Genomic DNA, 17,094 nt, shown 5'->3' with positions numbered 1-17,094 from the left:
TGTTTTACCGTGGTCAACGTGGCCGATAGTACCAACGTTAACGTGCGGTTTCGTACGTTCAAATTTTTCTTTAGACACGATCGTGTTCCTTCCTAGTTATGATTCGTCGTGATCATTATTGATCGACGACGCGCCAGAAATTGTTATTTTATGCGCCAACGCCCGTTAGCGCAATATTTGGACGCCCTGATCTCGCAAAAAGTCGTAAACTTTTTGCAGTTCAATCGTCAATTAGTAACCACGCTCTGCAATAATTTTATCTGCGAAGTTTTTCGGCACTTCAGCGTACTCGTGAAACTCCATAGAGTAAGACGCACGGCCTTGAGTTGCAGAACGTAGATCAGTTGCGTAACCGAACATTTCGGATAGTGGTACTTGAGCACGGATGATCTTAAGACCAGCCACACCTTCGTCCATGCCTTCAATGATACCGCGACGACGGTTTAGGTCACCAACAACGTCACCCATCCAGTCTTCCGGAGTGGTTACTTCGACATTCATCATAGGTTCTAGAATCACAGGTTGTGCTTCTAGTGCACCTTTCTTGAATGCCATCGAGCCAGCGATCTTAAACGCCATCTCGCTTGAGTCTACATCGTGGTAAGAACCATCAAATAGTGTAGCTTTAATATCTAGTACAGGGTAACCCGCTAGAACACCACTATTCATTTGCTCTTCGATACCTTTCGATACCGAACTGATGTATTCCTTAGGAATCACACCGCCCACGATTTCGTCTACGAATACGAAACCTTCACCAGGCTCTGAAGGCTCAAGTTTGACCCAAACATGACCGTATTGACCACGACCACCTGATTGACGAACAAACTTACCTTCAACTTCCGCTTTACCACGAATGGTTTCACGGTAAGCAACCTGAGGTTTACCAACGTTACAATCAACGCTGAATTCACGCTTCATACGATCAACGATAATGTCTAGGTGAAGTTCACCCATACCTGAGATCAGAGTCTGACCTGATTCGTCGTCCGTTTCCACGCGGAATGATGGATCTTCCGCTGCTAGTTTACCTAGCGCGATAGCCATTTTCTCTTGGTCTGCCTTAGAACGAGGCTCTACAGCAATCTGAATAACTGGTTCAGGGAACTCCATGCGCTCTAGAATCACTTTGTGGTTCTGATCACACAGCGTGTCACCTGTGGTTACGTCTTTCAGACCGATAGCAGCTGCAATATCACCAGCGCGAACTTCTTTCACTTCTTCACGCTTATTCGCATGCATCTGAACGATACGACCGAAACGCTCTTTCTTCTCTTTTACTGAGTTGTAAACAGCGTCACCCGAGTTTACAACACCGGAGTAAACACGCATGAAAGTTAACGTGCCCACGAATGGGTCAGTCGCAATCTTAAACGCTAGCGCTGAGAAAGGTTCGTTGTCGTCAGCATGACGCTCAACTTCATTTTCTCTTTCGTCGACACCTTTAATTGCAGGTACGTCAACAGGCGATGGCAAGAACTCAACTACTGCATCCAGTACCGCTTGAACACCTTTGTTCTTAAACGCACTACCACAAGTAGCCAGTACGATTTCGTTATTTAGTGTGCGAGTACGTAGAGCTTGTTTGAGCTCAGCTTCAGTCAATTCACCTTCTTCAAGGTACTTGTCCATCAGCTCTTCGCTAGCTTCAGCAGCGGATTCAACCATGTGGTTGCGCCACTCTTCAGCAAGTTCAATCATGTCAGCTGGGATGTCTTCGTAAGTAAACGAAGTGCCTTGATCGGCATCATTCCAGTTGATCATTTTCATCTTGATAAGGTCGATGACACCTCTGAACTCATCTTCCGCACCAACGTTCAGCTGGATTGGAACAGGAGTCGCACCAAGACGATTCTTAATTTGGTTCACAACGCGTAGGAAGTCTGCGCCCGCACGGTCCATCTTGTTTACAAATACCAAACGTGGAACGTGGTATTTGTCTGCTTGACGCCATACAGTTTCAGACTGAGGTTCAACACCAGATGAGCCACAGAACACAACCACAGCACCATCAAGTACACGAAGAGAACGCTCTACTTCGATAGTAAAGTCAACGTGTCCAGGGGTATCAATGATGTTTACGCGATGCTCAGGGAACTGTGCTTCCATACCACGCCAGAATGTAGTAGTCGCAGCGGATGTGATAGTGATACCACGCTCCTGCTCCTGCTCCATCCAGTCCATGGTTGCTGCACCATCGTGAACTTCGCCGATTTTGTGAGAAAGGCCAGTGTAGAACAGAATACGCTCAGTTGTGGTTGTTTTTCCTGCATCTACGTGAGCACAGATACCGATATTACGGTATAGCTCAATAGGAGTTTTACGAGCCACGATTGTATCCTCTTACTAAGGTGTACCTTAGAGTGTAGAAAAGTGCTGCGAGAGAACCTCGCAGCACAGAAGGTATTACCAACGGTAATGAGCGAACGCTTTGTTTGCGTCAGCCATGCGGTGAACGTCTTCACGTTTCTTAACCGCAGTACCTTTGTTCTCAGACGCGTCTAGCATTTCAGCAGCTAGGCGTTGAGCCATAGATTTTTCACCACGCTTGCGCGCAGCTTCAACCAACCAACGCATAGCAAGTGCGTTACGGCGAACCGGACGTACTTCTACAGGTACTTGGTAAGTTGAACCACCAACACGGCGAGATTTAACCTCTACCGCTGGGCGAACGTTTTCAAGAGCTTCTTCAAAAATAGCTAAGTGGTCTTTACCAGACTTTTCAGCCATAGCATCTAGTGCAGTGTAAACGATTTTCTCTGCAGTAGATTTTTTACCGTCAACCATTAGGATGTTAACGAATTTTGCCAGCAATTCAGATTTGAATTTTGGATCTGGAAGGATCTTACGCTGACCAATGACGCGACGACGTGGCATGGATTTATCTCCGTTGTCTTCTTCAGGTTTTATCCAAAACTTTTCAGTTTTTTCAAAAAATTAAAAATAATTTAGTGTTTGGCCTTACTTAACGGAATCCATTAAGACTTAGGACGCTTCACACCGTACTTAGAACGACCTTGTTTACGGTCATTTACGCCAGCACAGTCTAGTGCGCCGCGAACAGTGTGGTAACGCACACCTGGAAGGTCTTTAACACGACCACCACGGATTAGAACAACTGAGTGCTCTTGAAGGTTGTGACCTTCACCGCCGATGTACGATGTAACTTCGAAGCCGTTTGTCAGACGTACACGACAAACTTTACGAAGTGCTGAGTTAGGTTTTTTAGGTGTAGTAGTGTAAACACGAGTACATACACCACGTTTTTGTGGGCACGCTTCTAGTGCAGGCACGTTGCTTTTAACAACTTGCTTTGCACGTGGCTTACGTACCAACTGGTTAATAGTTGCCATTAACTAGCTCCTGATTTACTTGAAAGTAAGCTTTGTGAAAAATCTATCCCCAACTGCCAATGCAGTTAGGGACGCAAAATTCTATGCAGCAGTGAGAGGTGTGTCAAGAAATATACGGATCTTTTTTGTTCAATTAGAACAATTCATCCGTAAAGCTTTGTCGACAGCAAATCTTGTTCAATCCCAAGTTAGGGATTTATCCTGTTTTGCTGTTAGTTCAACGAAGCCTGAGTAATTCACAATCGTCAGCGATGGACTGATACGATTTGCAATACCGCGAGCTTGCGCATCGCTCTCTAACACAAATACGCTGCGGTTTTTTAGGTGGGAACATGCTTTATGTTGCGAGTTAGCAGCGTACACTGCATCTTCTATAAGTAAGATGTCATCCTGTTCACTGCATAAGGGCATGGCGTCTTCTAGAGCAGAGACTGTTTTTATGATGTGTAACATAACTTCCTCAAAAAGACAGTAGCTTGCCAGCGTGTTGTAACTTATCTTTGAGCTGTTCTGAGCTTAACGCTTGGGCTTCAATGACTAAATCCGCTTGCGCCAAACCTCGCTGGGTTAACGACTCTGAACACACAAAGACTTGTTCGATGTCGTATAAATCGAAAAGCTTTAACATCGGCGCGTAATCTTTACTCAAAATATTGTTGGGGTCTTGTCCGAGTAGAAGCTGGTATACCCCGTCACCCATGAAAATGACGCTGATATCTTCACAGTAAGCCGACGCGGCTAACAGTGCATCCACACCTTCACGACCAGCTGCACTGCCATGTGGCGCACTACGAAATAGATAAGTTAACTGACTCAAAACTGTACCACTCTGTCTTGGGTTAACATCGCTTCAGCTAGGCTACCTAAGCCTGCTTGTTCAAAACCATCGGCTAGATTGTTCTGAACCAAACCATGTTGATTCGCTTCTTCTTCACTTACAATCCCGCGACGCAAAGCGGCCGCGACACAAGTTTCTAGGCGAACACCATGCTCTTTAGCCAAAGACTGCCACGCCTTATTGAGATCAAATTCATCGTTGGCTGGCACACTCAAAGCAGTACCATTAGTCACACCATCTTGATAAAAGAAGACGCTCACTAGCTGATGGCCTTGCTCTATCACCACTTTGGCGAACTGATAAGCACTGCGCGCTGACTGGCTGCCATAAACGGGACCATTCACCACTAACGTGTAAGTCAGTTTACTCACCTTTCATCATCCTCGGTTTTACGTTGACGAATGTACAAGTAAACGGTGTGTTTTGAAATATTAAGGCGATCCGCGACACGGTTGATGGCATCTTTAATATCGAAGATACCTTTGTCGTACAACTCCATCACGATCTGGCGATTTTTGGTGTTGTTAGACACGGATTTATCCGCATTGATCTCTTCGATGGTGCGTTCAACAGTTTGGTCCACCAGCTCTTCTACGTCACTAGCAAAGTTGACCGAGGAAGCCGCTTCTTTCGCTTCTTGCGTCGGCATGAAAGACTGAAGGACTTGCGAGAAAGGCGCATCCAAGTTGACGTTGATACACAACAAACCAATCACGCGATTTTCGCCATTACGAATGGCGACAGTAATCGACTTCATCAACACGCCACCTTTTGCACGGGTAAAGTACGAACGTGAGAAGTTGCGCTCCGAGCCTTCGATGTCTTTTAGCATCTTAAGCGCTAAATCAGTGATTGGTGAGCCGACTTGGCGCCCCGTGTTTTCACCGTTAGCGATTTTAATTGCAGAGGTATTTAAGTCTTCTAGAGAGTGAAGAACGATTTCACAAAATGGACCTATCAGGCTGGCGATACCATCCACGACCGCCTCATAAGATCTTAAAATGATTTTGTCGTGCTCGGTAAACGGCATCACGTTAACGGATTCCATTTCGAGCAACATCTCCGCGTTTATTGTTTCTGTAGTTGTCATAAGCCTTCGAGCGAAAAATCAACAAATTGGTGTAAGTTTATCAGAAAATTTGAAAAGCAACCTAGCAAACTCACCAACTAGTGACCTAGAACAAAAAAGGCCCGTTAAACGGACCTTTTTCAATAACTTATCGCAGCTTATTGTTATTGCTCTGCGTTGTCGTTCTCAACTTTTAGCAGCTCAACTTCAAATACTAGCGTTGAGTTAGCAGGAATGCTTGGTGTGTCTTGGTCACCGTATGCTAGCTCTGGCGGGATAACGAATTTGAATTTAGAACCCACAGGCATTAGCTGAACACCCTCTGTCCAACCTGGGATTACACGGTTAAGTGGGAACGTTGCAGGTTCACCACGATCGTATGAGCTGTCGAACTGAGTACCGTCGATCAGAGTACCTTTGTAGTGTACTTGAACCGTATCAGTGTCTTTTGGCTTCTCACCTTCAGCTGGTGTCATTACTTGGTATAGAAGACCTGTATCTGTCTTCACTACGCCTTCTTGCTTCTCAAACTCAGCACGGAAATCATCGCCAGCTTTTTTCGCTTCAGCTGCTTTCTCAGCCGCTTGTGCTTGCATCTTTTCTGCAACACGCTTGTCTAGAGATTCTAGTGCTGCACGTGTTTCTTCTTCATTCAATTCAGCATTGCCTTTGAAGACGTCTTCGATACCTTTTAGTACCAAATCTTTGTTAAGATTAATGCCGATTTCGCTTGGCTTGTCGATGCTTGTGCTTAGGTAGTTAGCAAATGAAACACCGATTGCGTATGCCGCTTTGTCGTCGTCGGTTTTAAAGTGAACCGCTTTACCGGTTTCTGCTTGAACTTGTTCTGCTTGAGGTGCGGTTTCTGTTTTAGTTTCTTCTTTCTGACAACCTACCGCTAGCATAACTGTTGCAGCAAGTAGCGACACTTTTAAAACTGATTTCATTAAATTCTCCCAATAATGGCTCTGCCATTGGTTGTTGTGCACAAATCTTCTATGAGACTAGTGAAGACAATCGTTATACCAATATACTAGCTATATGTCTTAAGACACAAACCGGATTATTAGATGTGATGCAAAGAATTTTTCATTTATTCCTATATTTAATTGTCATCACCACGTTAAATGGTTGCTTTTTCGCCGAGCGTGAAGTGCAGCGTTGGCCGATAGAACCTCAAGGTGCGACGAGCTTCGCACTTAGCAGAGATGGACGGTTTGCTCTGCTCTATTCTCAACAACGTCATTTGATGTTGTGGGACCTAGAGCAAAATGAACAACTAGCCAATCTGGGTGAACTCGATGCCGATGCCAATGTGGTTTCCCATATCCGCATATCTGACAATGGTCGCTACGCAATTACAGCAAGCCAAATGAACTTCGCAGTTTGGGACCTAGGCTGGACGCAATCCGAAGGCCTTTGGTCTATCTCTGATGCGCTCATTCGCGACGTTGATATCACCAGTAATGGTGAACAAGTTCTGCTTGGGTTATCCAACGGTAAAGCAATTTATGTCAACTTAGTCACCGGGCGTCGCATGGAGTTCCTTGCGCATCGTGAAAAAGTCAATTCCGTGGCCATTTCTCCTAATGGGCGCTTCGCCCTAACCGGAGGTAATGACTATAAAGCGTATCTGTGGGACACCGAAACCGGACAAGTACTACGAACCTTCGAACATGAACAACGAATTGTTCGCGTGGCCCTGCAAAGAGATGGAAAATTAGCAATGACATCTGATGGCGGAAACCAAGCGATTGTTTGGGATTTAAAAACTGGACAAGAAGTCACACAGTTGAGCAGTTGGTCACGCCAATTAATTTTCTCTACCGCACGATTTTCTGACGACGGGACTCAACTAGTCACAGGAAGCCCTTCTGGCCGTGTGTCGATATGGGATACTCAAACCGGAAAACGAATGAGTGGATTTGAAGTGGAGCCCAAAAAAGACACTCGCCCTCCCCGTGCGGTCGTGTATGATGCAGCTTTTGATTCAAAACAACGCGTAATTACTGCTACTTCAGCAGGTATTGCCCAAGCTTGGCAGTTAGAGAACGGATCATGACAGAAAAAATCATTCAGCAATTGGAAGCACGCATTAATGACTTAGAATGTCAGCTTGCGTTCCAAGAACAGACTATTGAAGATCTGAACGGCGCTTTATCGCAGCAACAACTGCAAATTACCAAGATGCTCGATCAGATGAAATATGTGGTAGGTAAAGTAAAAAATATGGACTCGTCGAATTTAGCCGATCCGTCAGAAGAAACCCCACCACCGCATTATTAAAATGCAGGCTCAAATAGCATAAAGCCCAGAACATGTTCTGGGCTTTGTTGTATTAATTACTTAAGAAGGTACTCAAGAGGAAGCTATTCGTCGGCGTAGATTTTAACGCTCAGCTCGCCTTGCGTATTAATGCCTGCTCGGTACATGCCAGAACTGTTCATCGCAAAGTGCATCTCACCTTTAGCATCAATGGCAATCAAACCGCCCTCTCCGCCCATCTGTTTGAGATCACCTTGGATAATGTGTTCACAAGCCGTATGAATATCTTCTTGTAAGTAACGCATACGTGCTGCAACGTCTTCCGCAACACGTTTACGAATAAAGAACTCGCCGACACCCGTAGTGGAAACTGCCACGACGCCATTTTCGGCCACCGTACCACAACCAATAAGAGCAGAATCTCCGACTCGGTTGTATTTCTTATTCGTCACGCCACCCGTACTGGTGGCAGCGGCTAAGTTGCCTTGTTGGTCCAATGCCACCGCACCAACCGTACCGTGCTTACGGTCATCTGGGTAACGAGATTCCGACAAAGCAAACAGTCCTTTCTCACGCATAGACAGCAACTGCTCATAACGGCGATCAGTAAAGAAGTAATCTTGCTCGGTATACTCATGGCCTTGCTCAAAAGCAAACTTCTCTGCGCCCTCACCCACCAACAGCACATGATTGCTGTTTCGCATCACGTCACGAGCGAGCTCAATTGGGTTTCTGATATGACGAACACCGGCAACAGCACCTGCCGCTTGGTTTCTACCATCCATTACAGAAGCGTCCATTTCGACCATTTCGTTGTTGGTCAGCACTGAGCCTTTACCCGCATTAAAGTTAGGAGAGTCTTCCAATACTTTCACTGCCGCTACGACGGCATCTAAGGCTTCACCGCCCGTGTCTAGAATTTGATGTCCCGCTTTTACCGCAGCTTCTAAATCCGCCAAGATGGATTGTTGCAGCTCATCGCTCATCTGTTCACGCAAGATGGTGCCCGCACCACCATGAATGGCAATCGAGAAAGGTTTCGTCATCACTTTGTCCAACTGTTATTCCTTGTATGGTTGGCACTACACCTTAGATAAACAAAAAGCGCAAGTTGAAAACTCAACTTGCGCTTTTCAAAGCTTTGCTAGATAAGATTATCTAGTGAAGGAGCTTATGATTAGTGAGAACCACAGCTACCGCCGCCACAGCAGCCGCCTTCTTCTTCGTGATCGTGGTCATGATCGTGACCACCACAACAGCCACCACCTTGGTGGATGTGACCGTGTTCGATCTCTTCTGCTGTTGCTTCACGTGTAGACATAACTTCTACTTCGAAAGTTAGTGTTTGACCAGCTAACATATGGTTACCGTCAACAACCACTTCGTTGCCGTCAACTTCTGTTACTTCAACAGGGATTGGACCTTGGTCAGTGTCAGCTAGGAAGCGCATGCCCACTTCGATTTGCTCAACGCCTTGGAACACGTCCGCAGGAACGCGCTGTACTAGCGCATCGTTGTGCTCACCGTAAGCTTCTTCAGGAGCTACCGTTACTGAGAACTTGTCGCCAGCCACTTTACCTTCAAGTTCTTTTTCAAGACCTGTGATTAGGTTGTTGTGACCGTGAAGGTAATCTAGAGGTGCTTCTGCTGTTGATTGATCAACAACGACACCGTCTTCCATCATTACTTTGTATGCAAGGCTTGCAACAACGTTCTTTTCAATTTTCATACTAACTCCAGGGAGATTAATTGACTTAACCTGAATGGGGTTAAGTACTGAGATATCTGGGTGTATTATGGGGATCAATTATCGAAGTTCAATTACTCCGGCTTAAAAATTCCGATCATTTCCTGATCTGAGTGTTTATTTTTCTCTACAGATTGTGGTTTACGCTGCTCTGTAAACTCACACTCGACACACTCAACTAATTCGATGTTATTTTCAATCCACCAGCGCAGGGTATCTTGCTGGCTGCAATTTGGGCAACTAGCGCCGGCAATAAAACGTTTCTTGATTTTCACGCTATTTCCTTAGCTTGAGTCTTGGCTCAAGTACTACTTCCAATGATTAGGTGACTGATGGTCGCTCTCCATTTCACGACCAAATATTTCTTCTAGCTCTTTGCGGGCCTCTTTCGCTCTTTGAGCTAATTTCTTATCTTCATTGTGTTGAGGCAATAAGTCCTTAAGCATAGCATTATCTAACTTGCGAAAATGTGCTTCTGCCCGCTTTGCTTGATAAGGATGCATACCCAGTTCTACGAGCGCTTGGCGACCGAGATCTAGCGCCCCTAAAAATGTTTCACGAGAGTAATTCTCTACACCATGACTCATTAACTGGTAAGCCTCGACACGGCTTCTTGCTCGGGCTAACAACTTAAGTTTCGGGAAGTGCACGCGACAAATGTCCACGATGGCCATCACCTCATCAGGTGAATCAGTACAAATAATCAATGCTTCCGCTTTATCAGCGCCAGCAGCCCTCAATAGGTCAATTTGTGTAGCATCGCCATAAAACACTTTGTAACCATACTTACGTAATAGGTGGATTTGGCTGGCATCACTTTCTAATACTGTCACTTTGATTTTATTGGCATACATTAAACGTCCGACGATCTGACCGAAACGTCCAAAGCCTGCAATGATAACGCGTGGTCGGCGATCCACGACTTTCGTGGTCATGCCCTCTTCTTCTTGATTCAGGGTATGAGCAAACCACTTCTTTTGTCCCATCAGCAAAAGAGGAGTCGTCACCATGGATAGACTGACCACCACCAACAGAAACGCCACTTGCTCTTTGGACAAAATGCCCTCTTGGCTCGCCGCGGTAAATATGACAAAGGCAAACTCACCGCCTTGGCTCAAAATTGCAGCCATACGGCTTCTCGCTTTGGCTCCGACACGGGCAGCTCTCGCCAATGCATACAAAACCAAACCCTTAACCACGACCAAAGCCACCACCGCACCGAGAATCTCTAAAGGGTGTAATGCCAATAACCCCAAGTTTACCGCCATGCCCACCGCAATAAAGAATAACCCCAACAACAGACCTTTAAATGGCTCGATAGCGATTTCCAGCTCATGGCGATACTCACTCTCTGCCAGCAAAACGCCTGCTAAAAAAGTCCCCAATGCCATCGAAAGGCCAAGCTTTTGCATCACGACCGAAATGCCAAGCACGACTAAAAGTGCAGCAACGGTAAAGAGCTCACGAACGCCGCTCATCACGACAAAACGAAATAGCGGACGTAGTAAAAAGTGACCACCAATCAACAGTGCTACCACACTGCCTAAAATAGTGAAGACATCCAACCAACTTCCACCACTATGCCCGCCTGCTAGCAAGGGCAACATCGCCAGCATCGGGATCACTGCAATATCTTGAAAGAGCAGCACCGCAAAACCAGATTGCCCCGTTTCGGTACCATTAAGCCCTTGCTCTTCAATGACTTTAAGCGCAATCGCCGTCGAGGACAGCGCCAACCCCATCCCGATCACTAAACTCACTTGCATGCTTACGCCAAACATACTGACGACACTACCAATCACGGCGGTCGTGACCACAACCTGCGCACCGCCTAAACCTAAAATCGGCCCTCGCATCTGCCACAATTTTTTAGGGTTTAATTCCAGCCCTATCAAAAACAGTAACAACACAACCCCAAGCTCGGCAAAATGCAAAATGGCATCAACGTCGCTAATTAAGCCAAGCCCCCATGGGCCAATCAACACACCAGCGAGTAAATAACCTAAAACCGAGCCAAGCCCAAGGCGCTGAGCAATCGGCACCGCAATAACCGCAGCCGAAAGAAAGACCACACTGCTTTGAAGAAACTCACTGGTGATCGCCATACTGACCTCCTCGATCTGCCGCTTGCCAGTTTTCAAGTGGGTTACTCAGCCATCCACGGTATAACTCAGCATGTTCGTAGCGTTCAATATCCGAAACATTTCTTGACCAATACAACACCAGAGGTTCAATCCAGTGCATTTGGCATAGGGCTGCCGTCAGTTCAAACGGTTGCAAGATTTGCTCAAGTGGGTATTTGTTGTACCCCTTCGCGCTGAAGGCTTCTTCTTTACCACCTGTTGTAATGACACTGCGCCAGTATTTTCCTTCTAGCGCCGCACCTCCGCCAAACGCAAAGCCTTTACCTAACACTCGGTCTAGCCACTCTTTTAATAGGGCTGGACATGAATACATATAAAGTGGGTGGTGAAATACAATCACATCGTGAGCGAGCAACAACTCATGTTCGTAATTCACATCAATAAAGAAATCAGGGTAAACACCGTAAAGATCGTGCACAGTGACGTGATCAAGCGACTGAGCTTTTTTTATCATCACTTGATTGGCAATCGAGTTATGTGGCTCTGGATGAGCATAAATGACCAGAACTTTTGGGAGAATAGACGGTGCAACAGCCAAATGGTCGTCCTTGTGGTTATTTTTATCCGTTATCAAATTGTTATACTTTTTTGTACAGCATAATGCAATTAAAGCGAATCAATCGACTTTTCCGGCCAATACCCCTACTATTCACCGCTAGATATATACCCAAGTGGCTTTAAAAACGATTGAAACCACTTCGCTATGTAACCAAGCAACGCGCACTGCGCAAAGTGAATGAAAACTTTATGATTACCTTCTCTGATATTCAGTTACTGCGTGGCGGTAAACCTCTTTTAGACCAAGCTTCTGCGACTATTCACCCTGGCGATAAAGTCGGTCTTGTGGGCAAAAACGGCTGCGGTAAATCAACGCTGTTTGCCCTACTGAAAGATGAACTGTCAATTGATGCTGGCTCATTTAGCCAACCTCAACACTGGGAGTTGGCCTGGGTCGCACAGGAAACGCCTGCGCTAGAGCGCACTGCACTGGAATACGTCATTGATGGTGATCGCGAGTACCGCGCTCTCGAAAAGCAGTTAGCTGAAGCAGAAACACAAGACAACGGAACCCTAGTTGCCGAGATACACGGTAAAATTGAAACCATTGGTGGTTACAGCATTCGCGCTCGCGCGGCAGAACTGCTCGATGGTTTAGGGTTCAGCCAAGAGCAAATGAGTTGGAGTTTGACCCAATTCTCGGGTGGTTGGCGTATGCGTCTTAACTTGGCTCAAGCGCTATTGTGTCGTTCTGATCTACTGCTACTCGACGAACCAACCAACCACTTGGATTTGGACGCGGTAATGTGGTTAGAGCGTTGGCTACAAAACTACCCTGGCACGCTGATTCTGATCTCGCACGACCGAGACTTCCTTGATCCAATTGTTGGTCGCATCATTCACATCGAGAATCAGCAGCTGAACGAATACACGGGTAACTACTCGTCATTCGAAAACCAACGCGCACAAAAGATGGTGTTGCAACAAGCGATGTTTGAAAAGCAACAGAAGCAGATGTCGCACATGCAAAGCTACATCGACCGCTTCCGTTACAAAGCATCAAAAGCACGCCAAGCCCAAAGCCGTATCAAAGCTTTGGAGCGCATGGAAAAAGTACTGCCAGCTCAATTCGATAACCCATTTAGCTTTCAATTCCGTGAGCCAGCTGCGCTGCCAAACCCAATCATGATGATGGATGAAGTATCTGCAGGTTACGGTGACAACCTCATCTTAGAGAAGATCCGCTTAAACTTGGTTCCTGGCAGTCGTATTGGTCTACTCGGCCGTAATGGTGCGGGTAAATCGACCTTAATCAAGCTGCTCTCTGGTGAACTTAACGCGCAAGGTGGTGACCTAACTTACTCACAAGGCGTGAAAATTGGTTACTTCGCTCAGCACCAGTTAGAAACGCTTCATCCTGAAGAAACGCCGCTGCAACACATGATGCAAATCGCACCCGATCAAACCGAACAGCAGCTACGTGATTACCTAGGTAGCTTTGGCTTCCAAGGTGACAAAGCACTAGAAAAAGTTGCGCCGTTTTCTGGTGGCGAAAAAGCCCGTTTGGTATTGGCTTTAATTGTGTGGCAAAAGCCAAACCTGTTGCTACTTGATGAACCGACCAACCACTTAGACTTGGACATGCGCCAAGCACTTACGATGGCACTGCAAACATTCGAAGGTGCGATGGTGATTGTTTCGCACGACCGCTATTTACTGCGCGCTACGACCGATGACTTGTATTTAGTGCATGATCGACAAGTTGCTCCGTTCGACGGTGATTTAAATGACTATTATAAATGGTTAACCGAACAACAAAGAGCGGAACGCAAAGAAGCGCAGGCTGCGCAGCCAAGCAAAGATACGGCCAACAGCGCAGCTGCGAAGAAAGAGCAAAAACGTCGCGATGCAGAGTTTCGAAAACAGACAGCGCCAATTCGCAAAACGCTGACACAACTAGAAAGTAAAATGGATAAGTTAGGTGCTGCACTGGCCGAAGCTGAAGAACAATTGGCGGACAACTCACTGTATGCGGCCGAAAATAAAGCTAAACTTAACCAAGTGCTGGCACTTCAAGCTTCCAGTAAAGCTGAGCTCGAAGAAATTGAAATGGAATGGATGTCTGCTCAGGAAGAACTGGAGCAGATGGAGCTAGAGTTTAATCAATGAGTAATCAACACGCTGAATACACACTCACCCTAGAACACCTTTGGCAGTTCAGTCTGCAGTTTTATGGTGTGCGAGAAGTGAAAGAAGCGTGTTTATCATTGCAGAACAATTATCACGGCAACGTGAACCTACTCCTGCTGCTCAGATGGCTCGATGAGCAGCAACTCATTTTCCAAGAAAAAGACTGGCCCTTGGTGCAAGACTGTCTAGGTAGGAGCGAAACTTTACTTCACTCCTTTCGCGACCTTCGTCGCCACCTTAAGTCTCAAGTCAATGACGCTTTGTATCGTGAGACCTTGCAGTTTGAGCTGCAACTAGAAAAGCAGCAACAAGCGGATTTGGTGGACTGCATTAACTCACTTGCACTACTCAAAAATGATGATGACCCACTGACGTTGAGATACTGTCGTCAACTCGGTGGGGAACATTTGCAACAAGCCTTTGCTATTCCGGTGCCAAACATTCAACCACCAAAACGCCCATAAATCTGTAGAATACCTATAATCTTTATAAAGGATTATATTAATAAGTTCTTCAACGGACACCGAAGGACCGCATAAGAGCAGTTAGGTATGACACAATTTTTCGCAGCCGCCGGGATCAAAAACCCGCATCTCCAAACGCTTTTGCCGCGTTTTATTCGCAAAAAAGCGTTGTTTACGCCGATTTGGCAAACCCTCGATACATCCGATGGCGACTTTCTCGATCTCGCGTGGAGCGAGGACCCAACCCAAGAGCCTGCACAAAAAAAGCCGATTTTTGTTTTATTTCATGGATTAGAGGGGTGCTTCTATAGCCCTTATGCCAATGGGCTAATGAATGCATTTGCTCAATCTGGATGGCTGTCGGTGATGATGCATTTCCGCGGTTGTAGCGGTAAGCCAAACAAGAAAGCTCGCGCCTATCATTCTGGTGAAGTGACTGACGCCCGCCACTTCTTAGAGCACCTTGAGCAACGCTTTCCTGATAACCCCAAGGTTGCGGTTGGTATTTCTCTTGGCGGTAACATGTTGGCGAATTATTTAGCCCAATATAAAGACCACCCTATTTTGAATGCAGCGACTATTATCTCAGCGCCTTTAGACCTAGCGGCGTGTGCGAACCGTATAGAACAAGGCTTTTCAAAAGTGTATCGCCGTTATCTGCTTTCTTCACTGAAACGTAACGCGTTACAAAAGCATCATCTACTGCATGGCGAGCTGGCGCTGTCCTACAACTCAATCAAACGTGTCACACGGCTGTATGAATTCGATGATTTGATTACCGCACCATTGCATGGCTTTAAAGACGCACAAGATTATTACGACCAATGCTCTGGCTTAAGTAAACTACAGCAAATCACGCTACCCACACTGATCATCCATGCCAAAGACGATCCGTTCATGACCGATGATGTGATACCGAAGTTTGTTCTGCCAGATAATATTGATTACCGTCTCTTTGAGCACGGTGGCCATGTTGGCTTCCTGACAGGAACGGCGTTAAAACCTAAGTTTTGGTTGGAGGAAGCGCTGCCCGCGTATTACGAAAGTATCGCCGCAGATTACCTTTCTGCTGTATCCAAGCAACGAACGCAGTAAACTAGCCGCTCATCATAAAAGTTAGAGGTATTTATGATCATTCCATGGCAAGACATTGCGCCGGAAACATTGGAAAACTTAATTCGTGAATTCGTCTTACGCGAAGGAACGGATTACGGAACCGTCGAGGTTTCTTTGCATGACAAAATTGATCAAGTTAAAGCTCAATTGGAAAAAGGTGAAGCGGTTATCGTGTTCTCTGAGCTACACGAAACCGTCGATATTCAGCATAAAACAAAATTTTAGACCCTTCACATTTTACCGTATCCCACTCGATGACAAGGTATTGTTACGTGCTATAGTGGGATATCGACCGTGCAGTAGTAACTCTACTGCACATTACAGGTAAGTAATTTTCGACAAGGTTTGTCATGTCAGCTAAACACCCAATTATTGCGGTTACTGGTTCGTCCGGTGCCGGCACGACCACTACATCTGAAGCCTTCCGTAAAATGTTCAATATGATGAACGTTAAACCCGCATGGGTTGAAGGCGATAGCTTCCATCGCTTTACTCGCCCAGAAATGGACATCGAAATCCGCAAAGCCCGCGAGCAAGGTCGACACATTAGCTACTTTGGCCCACAAGCTAATGACTTCCCGGGATTAGAAGAGTTTTTCCGTAAGTTTGGGCATGACGGCACTGGCAGCGTGCGCCGTTATCTGCACACGTTTGACGAAGCGGTTCCCTACAATCAAATGCCAGGCACGTTTACACCGTGGCAAGACTTACCCGAAAACAGCGACGTTCTGTTTTATGAAGGGTTACATGGTGGCGTGGTCGATGGCGATGTTAATGTTGCTCAACATGTGGATTTCTTAATTGGCATGGTGCCGATTGTGAACTTAGAGTGGATACAAAAATTCGTACGCGACACTCGCGATCGCGGCCATTCGCGTGAAGCGGTAATGGACTCAATCGTGCGATCCATGGACGATTACCTCAACTATATCACTCCTCAGTTTTCTCGTACTCACATCAACTTCCAGCGCGTACCGACCGTTGATACTTCCAACCCACTTAATGCAAAAGGCATCCCTAGTTTGGATGAGAGTTTTGTGGTGATTCGCCTACGCGGTATCAAGAATGTCGACTTCCCATATCTGCTGGCCATGATTGATGGCTCATTCATGTCACGCCACAACACGATTGTCGTACCCGGCGGTAAGATGAGCTTTGCAATGGAGCTCATAGTTCGGCCTATCCTACAACAGCTCATCGAAACAGGGAAAATTGGCTAAAAACCTGCCTGCGAAGATGTTTACTTTTCATACCGTGATCATGTGCACAGTTTTGCTTACAAAATCTCAATCATGGCACGATTAAAATCAAGAAATCGTTTTCGAAAAAGGATACTATTTCTTACCGAAACACAAGAGAGCTTGCAGCATATAAAAAGTGCTCTTATTCTAGTAGGCCTAATTCAGGCTT

At 46.1% G+C, this 17,094-nt stretch carries 20 protein-coding genes; 7 read left to right on the top strand and 13 right to left on the bottom strand.

Translation table 11 applies throughout. The annotated features are described in order from the left end of the window. Positions 1–231: 231 nt before the first annotated feature. The 8 genes from fusA to fkpA form a co-directional block, all read right to left on the bottom strand. On the bottom strand, positions 232–2,331 hold the full coding sequence (fusA, locus tag R7P72_RS20895) for an elongation factor G (RefSeq protein ID WP_005382794.1): 2,100 nt from the start codon (positions 2,329–2,331) through the stop codon (positions 232–234). Between the two features lie 75 nt (positions 2,332–2,406). Then, the gene (rpsG, locus tag R7P72_RS20890) at positions 2,407–2,877 is read right to left on the bottom strand and encodes a 30S ribosomal protein S7 (protein WP_005382796.1); all 471 of its coding nucleotides are present in this window, start codon (positions 2,875–2,877) and stop codon (positions 2,407–2,409) included. 101 nt (positions 2,878–2,978) lie between these two features. Then, on the bottom strand, positions 2,979–3,353 hold the full coding sequence (rpsL, locus tag R7P72_RS20885) for a 30S ribosomal protein S12 (RefSeq protein ID WP_004399892.1): 375 nt from the start codon (positions 3,351–3,353) through the stop codon (positions 2,979–2,981). A 177-nt stretch (positions 3,354–3,530) separates the two neighbouring features. Next, entirely contained in the window at positions 3,531–3,806 is a 276-nt protein-coding gene (gene tusB, locus R7P72_RS20880; RefSeq protein WP_213907345.1) for a sulfurtransferase complex subunit TusB, read from the bottom strand. 7 nt (positions 3,807–3,813) lie between these two features. Further along, positions 3,814–4,170: a sulfurtransferase complex subunit TusC gene (tusC, locus tag R7P72_RS20875; RefSeq protein WP_005382801.1), complete on the bottom strand. Its 357-nt coding sequence runs from the start codon at positions 4,168–4,170 to the stop codon at positions 3,814–3,816. After that, positions 4,167–4,562 carry a sulfurtransferase complex subunit TusD gene (gene tusD / locus R7P72_RS20870; protein ID WP_047104026.1) on the bottom strand — a complete coding sequence of 132 codons (396 nt, stop codon included), beginning with the start codon at positions 4,560–4,562 and terminating at the stop codon, positions 4,167–4,169. The genes tusC and tusD overlap by 4 nt, the downstream gene beginning before the upstream one ends. Next, the gene (locus R7P72_RS20865; protein WP_005382804.1) at positions 4,559–5,281 is read right to left on the bottom strand and encodes a transcriptional regulator; all 723 of its coding nucleotides are present in this window, start codon (positions 5,279–5,281) and stop codon (positions 4,559–4,561) included. The genes tusD and R7P72_RS20865 overlap by 4 nt, the downstream gene beginning before the upstream one ends. A 143-nt stretch (positions 5,282–5,424) precedes the next feature. Continuing rightward, positions 5,425–6,207 carry an FKBP-type peptidyl-prolyl cis-trans isomerase gene (gene fkpA, locus R7P72_RS20860; RefSeq protein WP_017821751.1) on the bottom strand — a complete coding sequence of 261 codons (783 nt, stop codon included), beginning with the start codon at positions 6,205–6,207 and terminating at the stop codon, positions 5,425–5,427. A 128-nt stretch (positions 6,208–6,335) separates the two neighbouring features. Between fkpA and R7P72_RS20855 the strand changes: the two genes are divergently transcribed. Together R7P72_RS20855 and R7P72_RS20850 are read left to right on the top strand one after the other, a co-directional pair. Next, positions 6,336–7,322, top strand: a complete 987-nt coding sequence (locus R7P72_RS20855) for a WD40 repeat domain-containing protein (RefSeq protein ID WP_005381457.1) — start codon at positions 6,336–6,338, stop codon at positions 7,320–7,322. After that, positions 7,319–7,546 carry a SlyX family protein gene (locus R7P72_RS20850; RefSeq protein ID WP_005381455.1) on the top strand — a complete coding sequence of 76 codons (228 nt, stop codon included), beginning with the start codon at positions 7,319–7,321 and terminating at the stop codon, positions 7,544–7,546. The genes R7P72_RS20855 and R7P72_RS20850 overlap by 4 nt, the downstream gene beginning before the upstream one ends. Positions 7,547–7,629: 83 nt before the next feature. Here the strand turns inward: R7P72_RS20850 and R7P72_RS20845 are convergent, their stop codons facing one another. From R7P72_RS20845 to kefG, 5 genes are all read right to left on the bottom strand, one after another. Beyond that, positions 7,630–8,571: an isoaspartyl peptidase/L-asparaginase family protein gene (locus tag R7P72_RS20845; RefSeq protein ID WP_186584613.1), complete on the bottom strand. Its 942-nt coding sequence runs from the start codon at positions 8,569–8,571 to the stop codon at positions 7,630–7,632. A 131-nt stretch (positions 8,572–8,702) separates the two neighbouring features. After that, positions 8,703–9,254, bottom strand: a complete 552-nt coding sequence (slyD, locus tag R7P72_RS20840; RefSeq protein ID WP_005381451.1) for a peptidylprolyl isomerase — start codon at positions 9,252–9,254, stop codon at positions 8,703–8,705. A gap of 92 nt (positions 9,255–9,346) precedes the next feature. Beyond that, positions 9,347–9,547, bottom strand: a complete 201-nt coding sequence (locus tag R7P72_RS20835; protein ID WP_005381449.1) for a YheV family putative zinc ribbon protein — start codon at positions 9,545–9,547, stop codon at positions 9,347–9,349. Between the two features lie 33 nt (positions 9,548–9,580). Next, complete coding sequence (gene kefB, locus R7P72_RS20830; protein WP_017633740.1) at positions 9,581–11,377, bottom strand: glutathione-regulated potassium-efflux system protein KefB; 1,797 nt, start codon at positions 11,375–11,377, stop codon at positions 9,581–9,583. Further along, positions 11,361–11,954, bottom strand: a complete 594-nt coding sequence (kefG, locus tag R7P72_RS20825) for a glutathione-regulated potassium-efflux system ancillary protein KefG (RefSeq protein ID WP_005381444.1) — start codon at positions 11,952–11,954, stop codon at positions 11,361–11,363. Before kefG ends, kefB begins: the two co-directional genes overlap by 17 nt. A 209-nt stretch (positions 11,955–12,163) precedes the next feature. Between kefG and R7P72_RS20820 the strand changes: the two genes are divergently transcribed. The 5 genes from R7P72_RS20820 (at position 12,164) to R7P72_RS20800 (ending at position 16,904) form a co-directional block, all read left to right on the top strand. Then, positions 12,164–14,083 carry an ABC transporter ATP-binding protein gene (locus R7P72_RS20820; protein ID WP_017633739.1) on the top strand — a complete coding sequence of 640 codons (1,920 nt, stop codon included), beginning with the start codon at positions 12,164–12,166 and terminating at the stop codon, positions 14,081–14,083. Next, a complete protein-coding gene (locus tag R7P72_RS20815) occupies positions 14,080–14,568 on the top strand; it encodes a TIGR02444 family protein (RefSeq protein WP_017633738.1) in 489 nt (162 codons plus the stop codon). The genes R7P72_RS20820 and R7P72_RS20815 overlap by 4 nt, the downstream gene beginning before the upstream one ends. Positions 14,569–14,655: 87 nt before the next feature. Then, positions 14,656–15,663 carry a hydrolase gene (locus tag R7P72_RS20810; RefSeq protein WP_017633737.1) on the top strand — a complete coding sequence of 336 codons (1,008 nt, stop codon included), beginning with the start codon at positions 14,656–14,658 and terminating at the stop codon, positions 15,661–15,663. A gap of 33 nt (positions 15,664–15,696) precedes the next feature. Next, entirely contained in the window at positions 15,697–15,909 is a 213-nt protein-coding gene (locus tag R7P72_RS20805) for a YheU family protein (protein ID WP_005381436.1), read from the top strand. Between the two features lie 125 nt (positions 15,910–16,034). Then, on the top strand, positions 16,035–16,904 hold the full coding sequence (locus R7P72_RS20800) for a phosphoribulokinase (protein ID WP_005381434.1): 870 nt from the start codon (positions 16,035–16,037) through the stop codon (positions 16,902–16,904). Positions 16,905–17,094 lie beyond the last annotated feature (190 nt).

Source organism: Vibrio sp. Vb0888, assembly GCF_033338835.1.
Classification (GTDB): Bacteria; Pseudomonadota; Gammaproteobacteria; order Enterobacterales; family Vibrionaceae; genus Vibrio; species Vibrio alginolyticus.
Note: the sequence above shows the minus strand (reverse complement) of the source record. Positions and strands in the feature narration are given on the sequence as shown.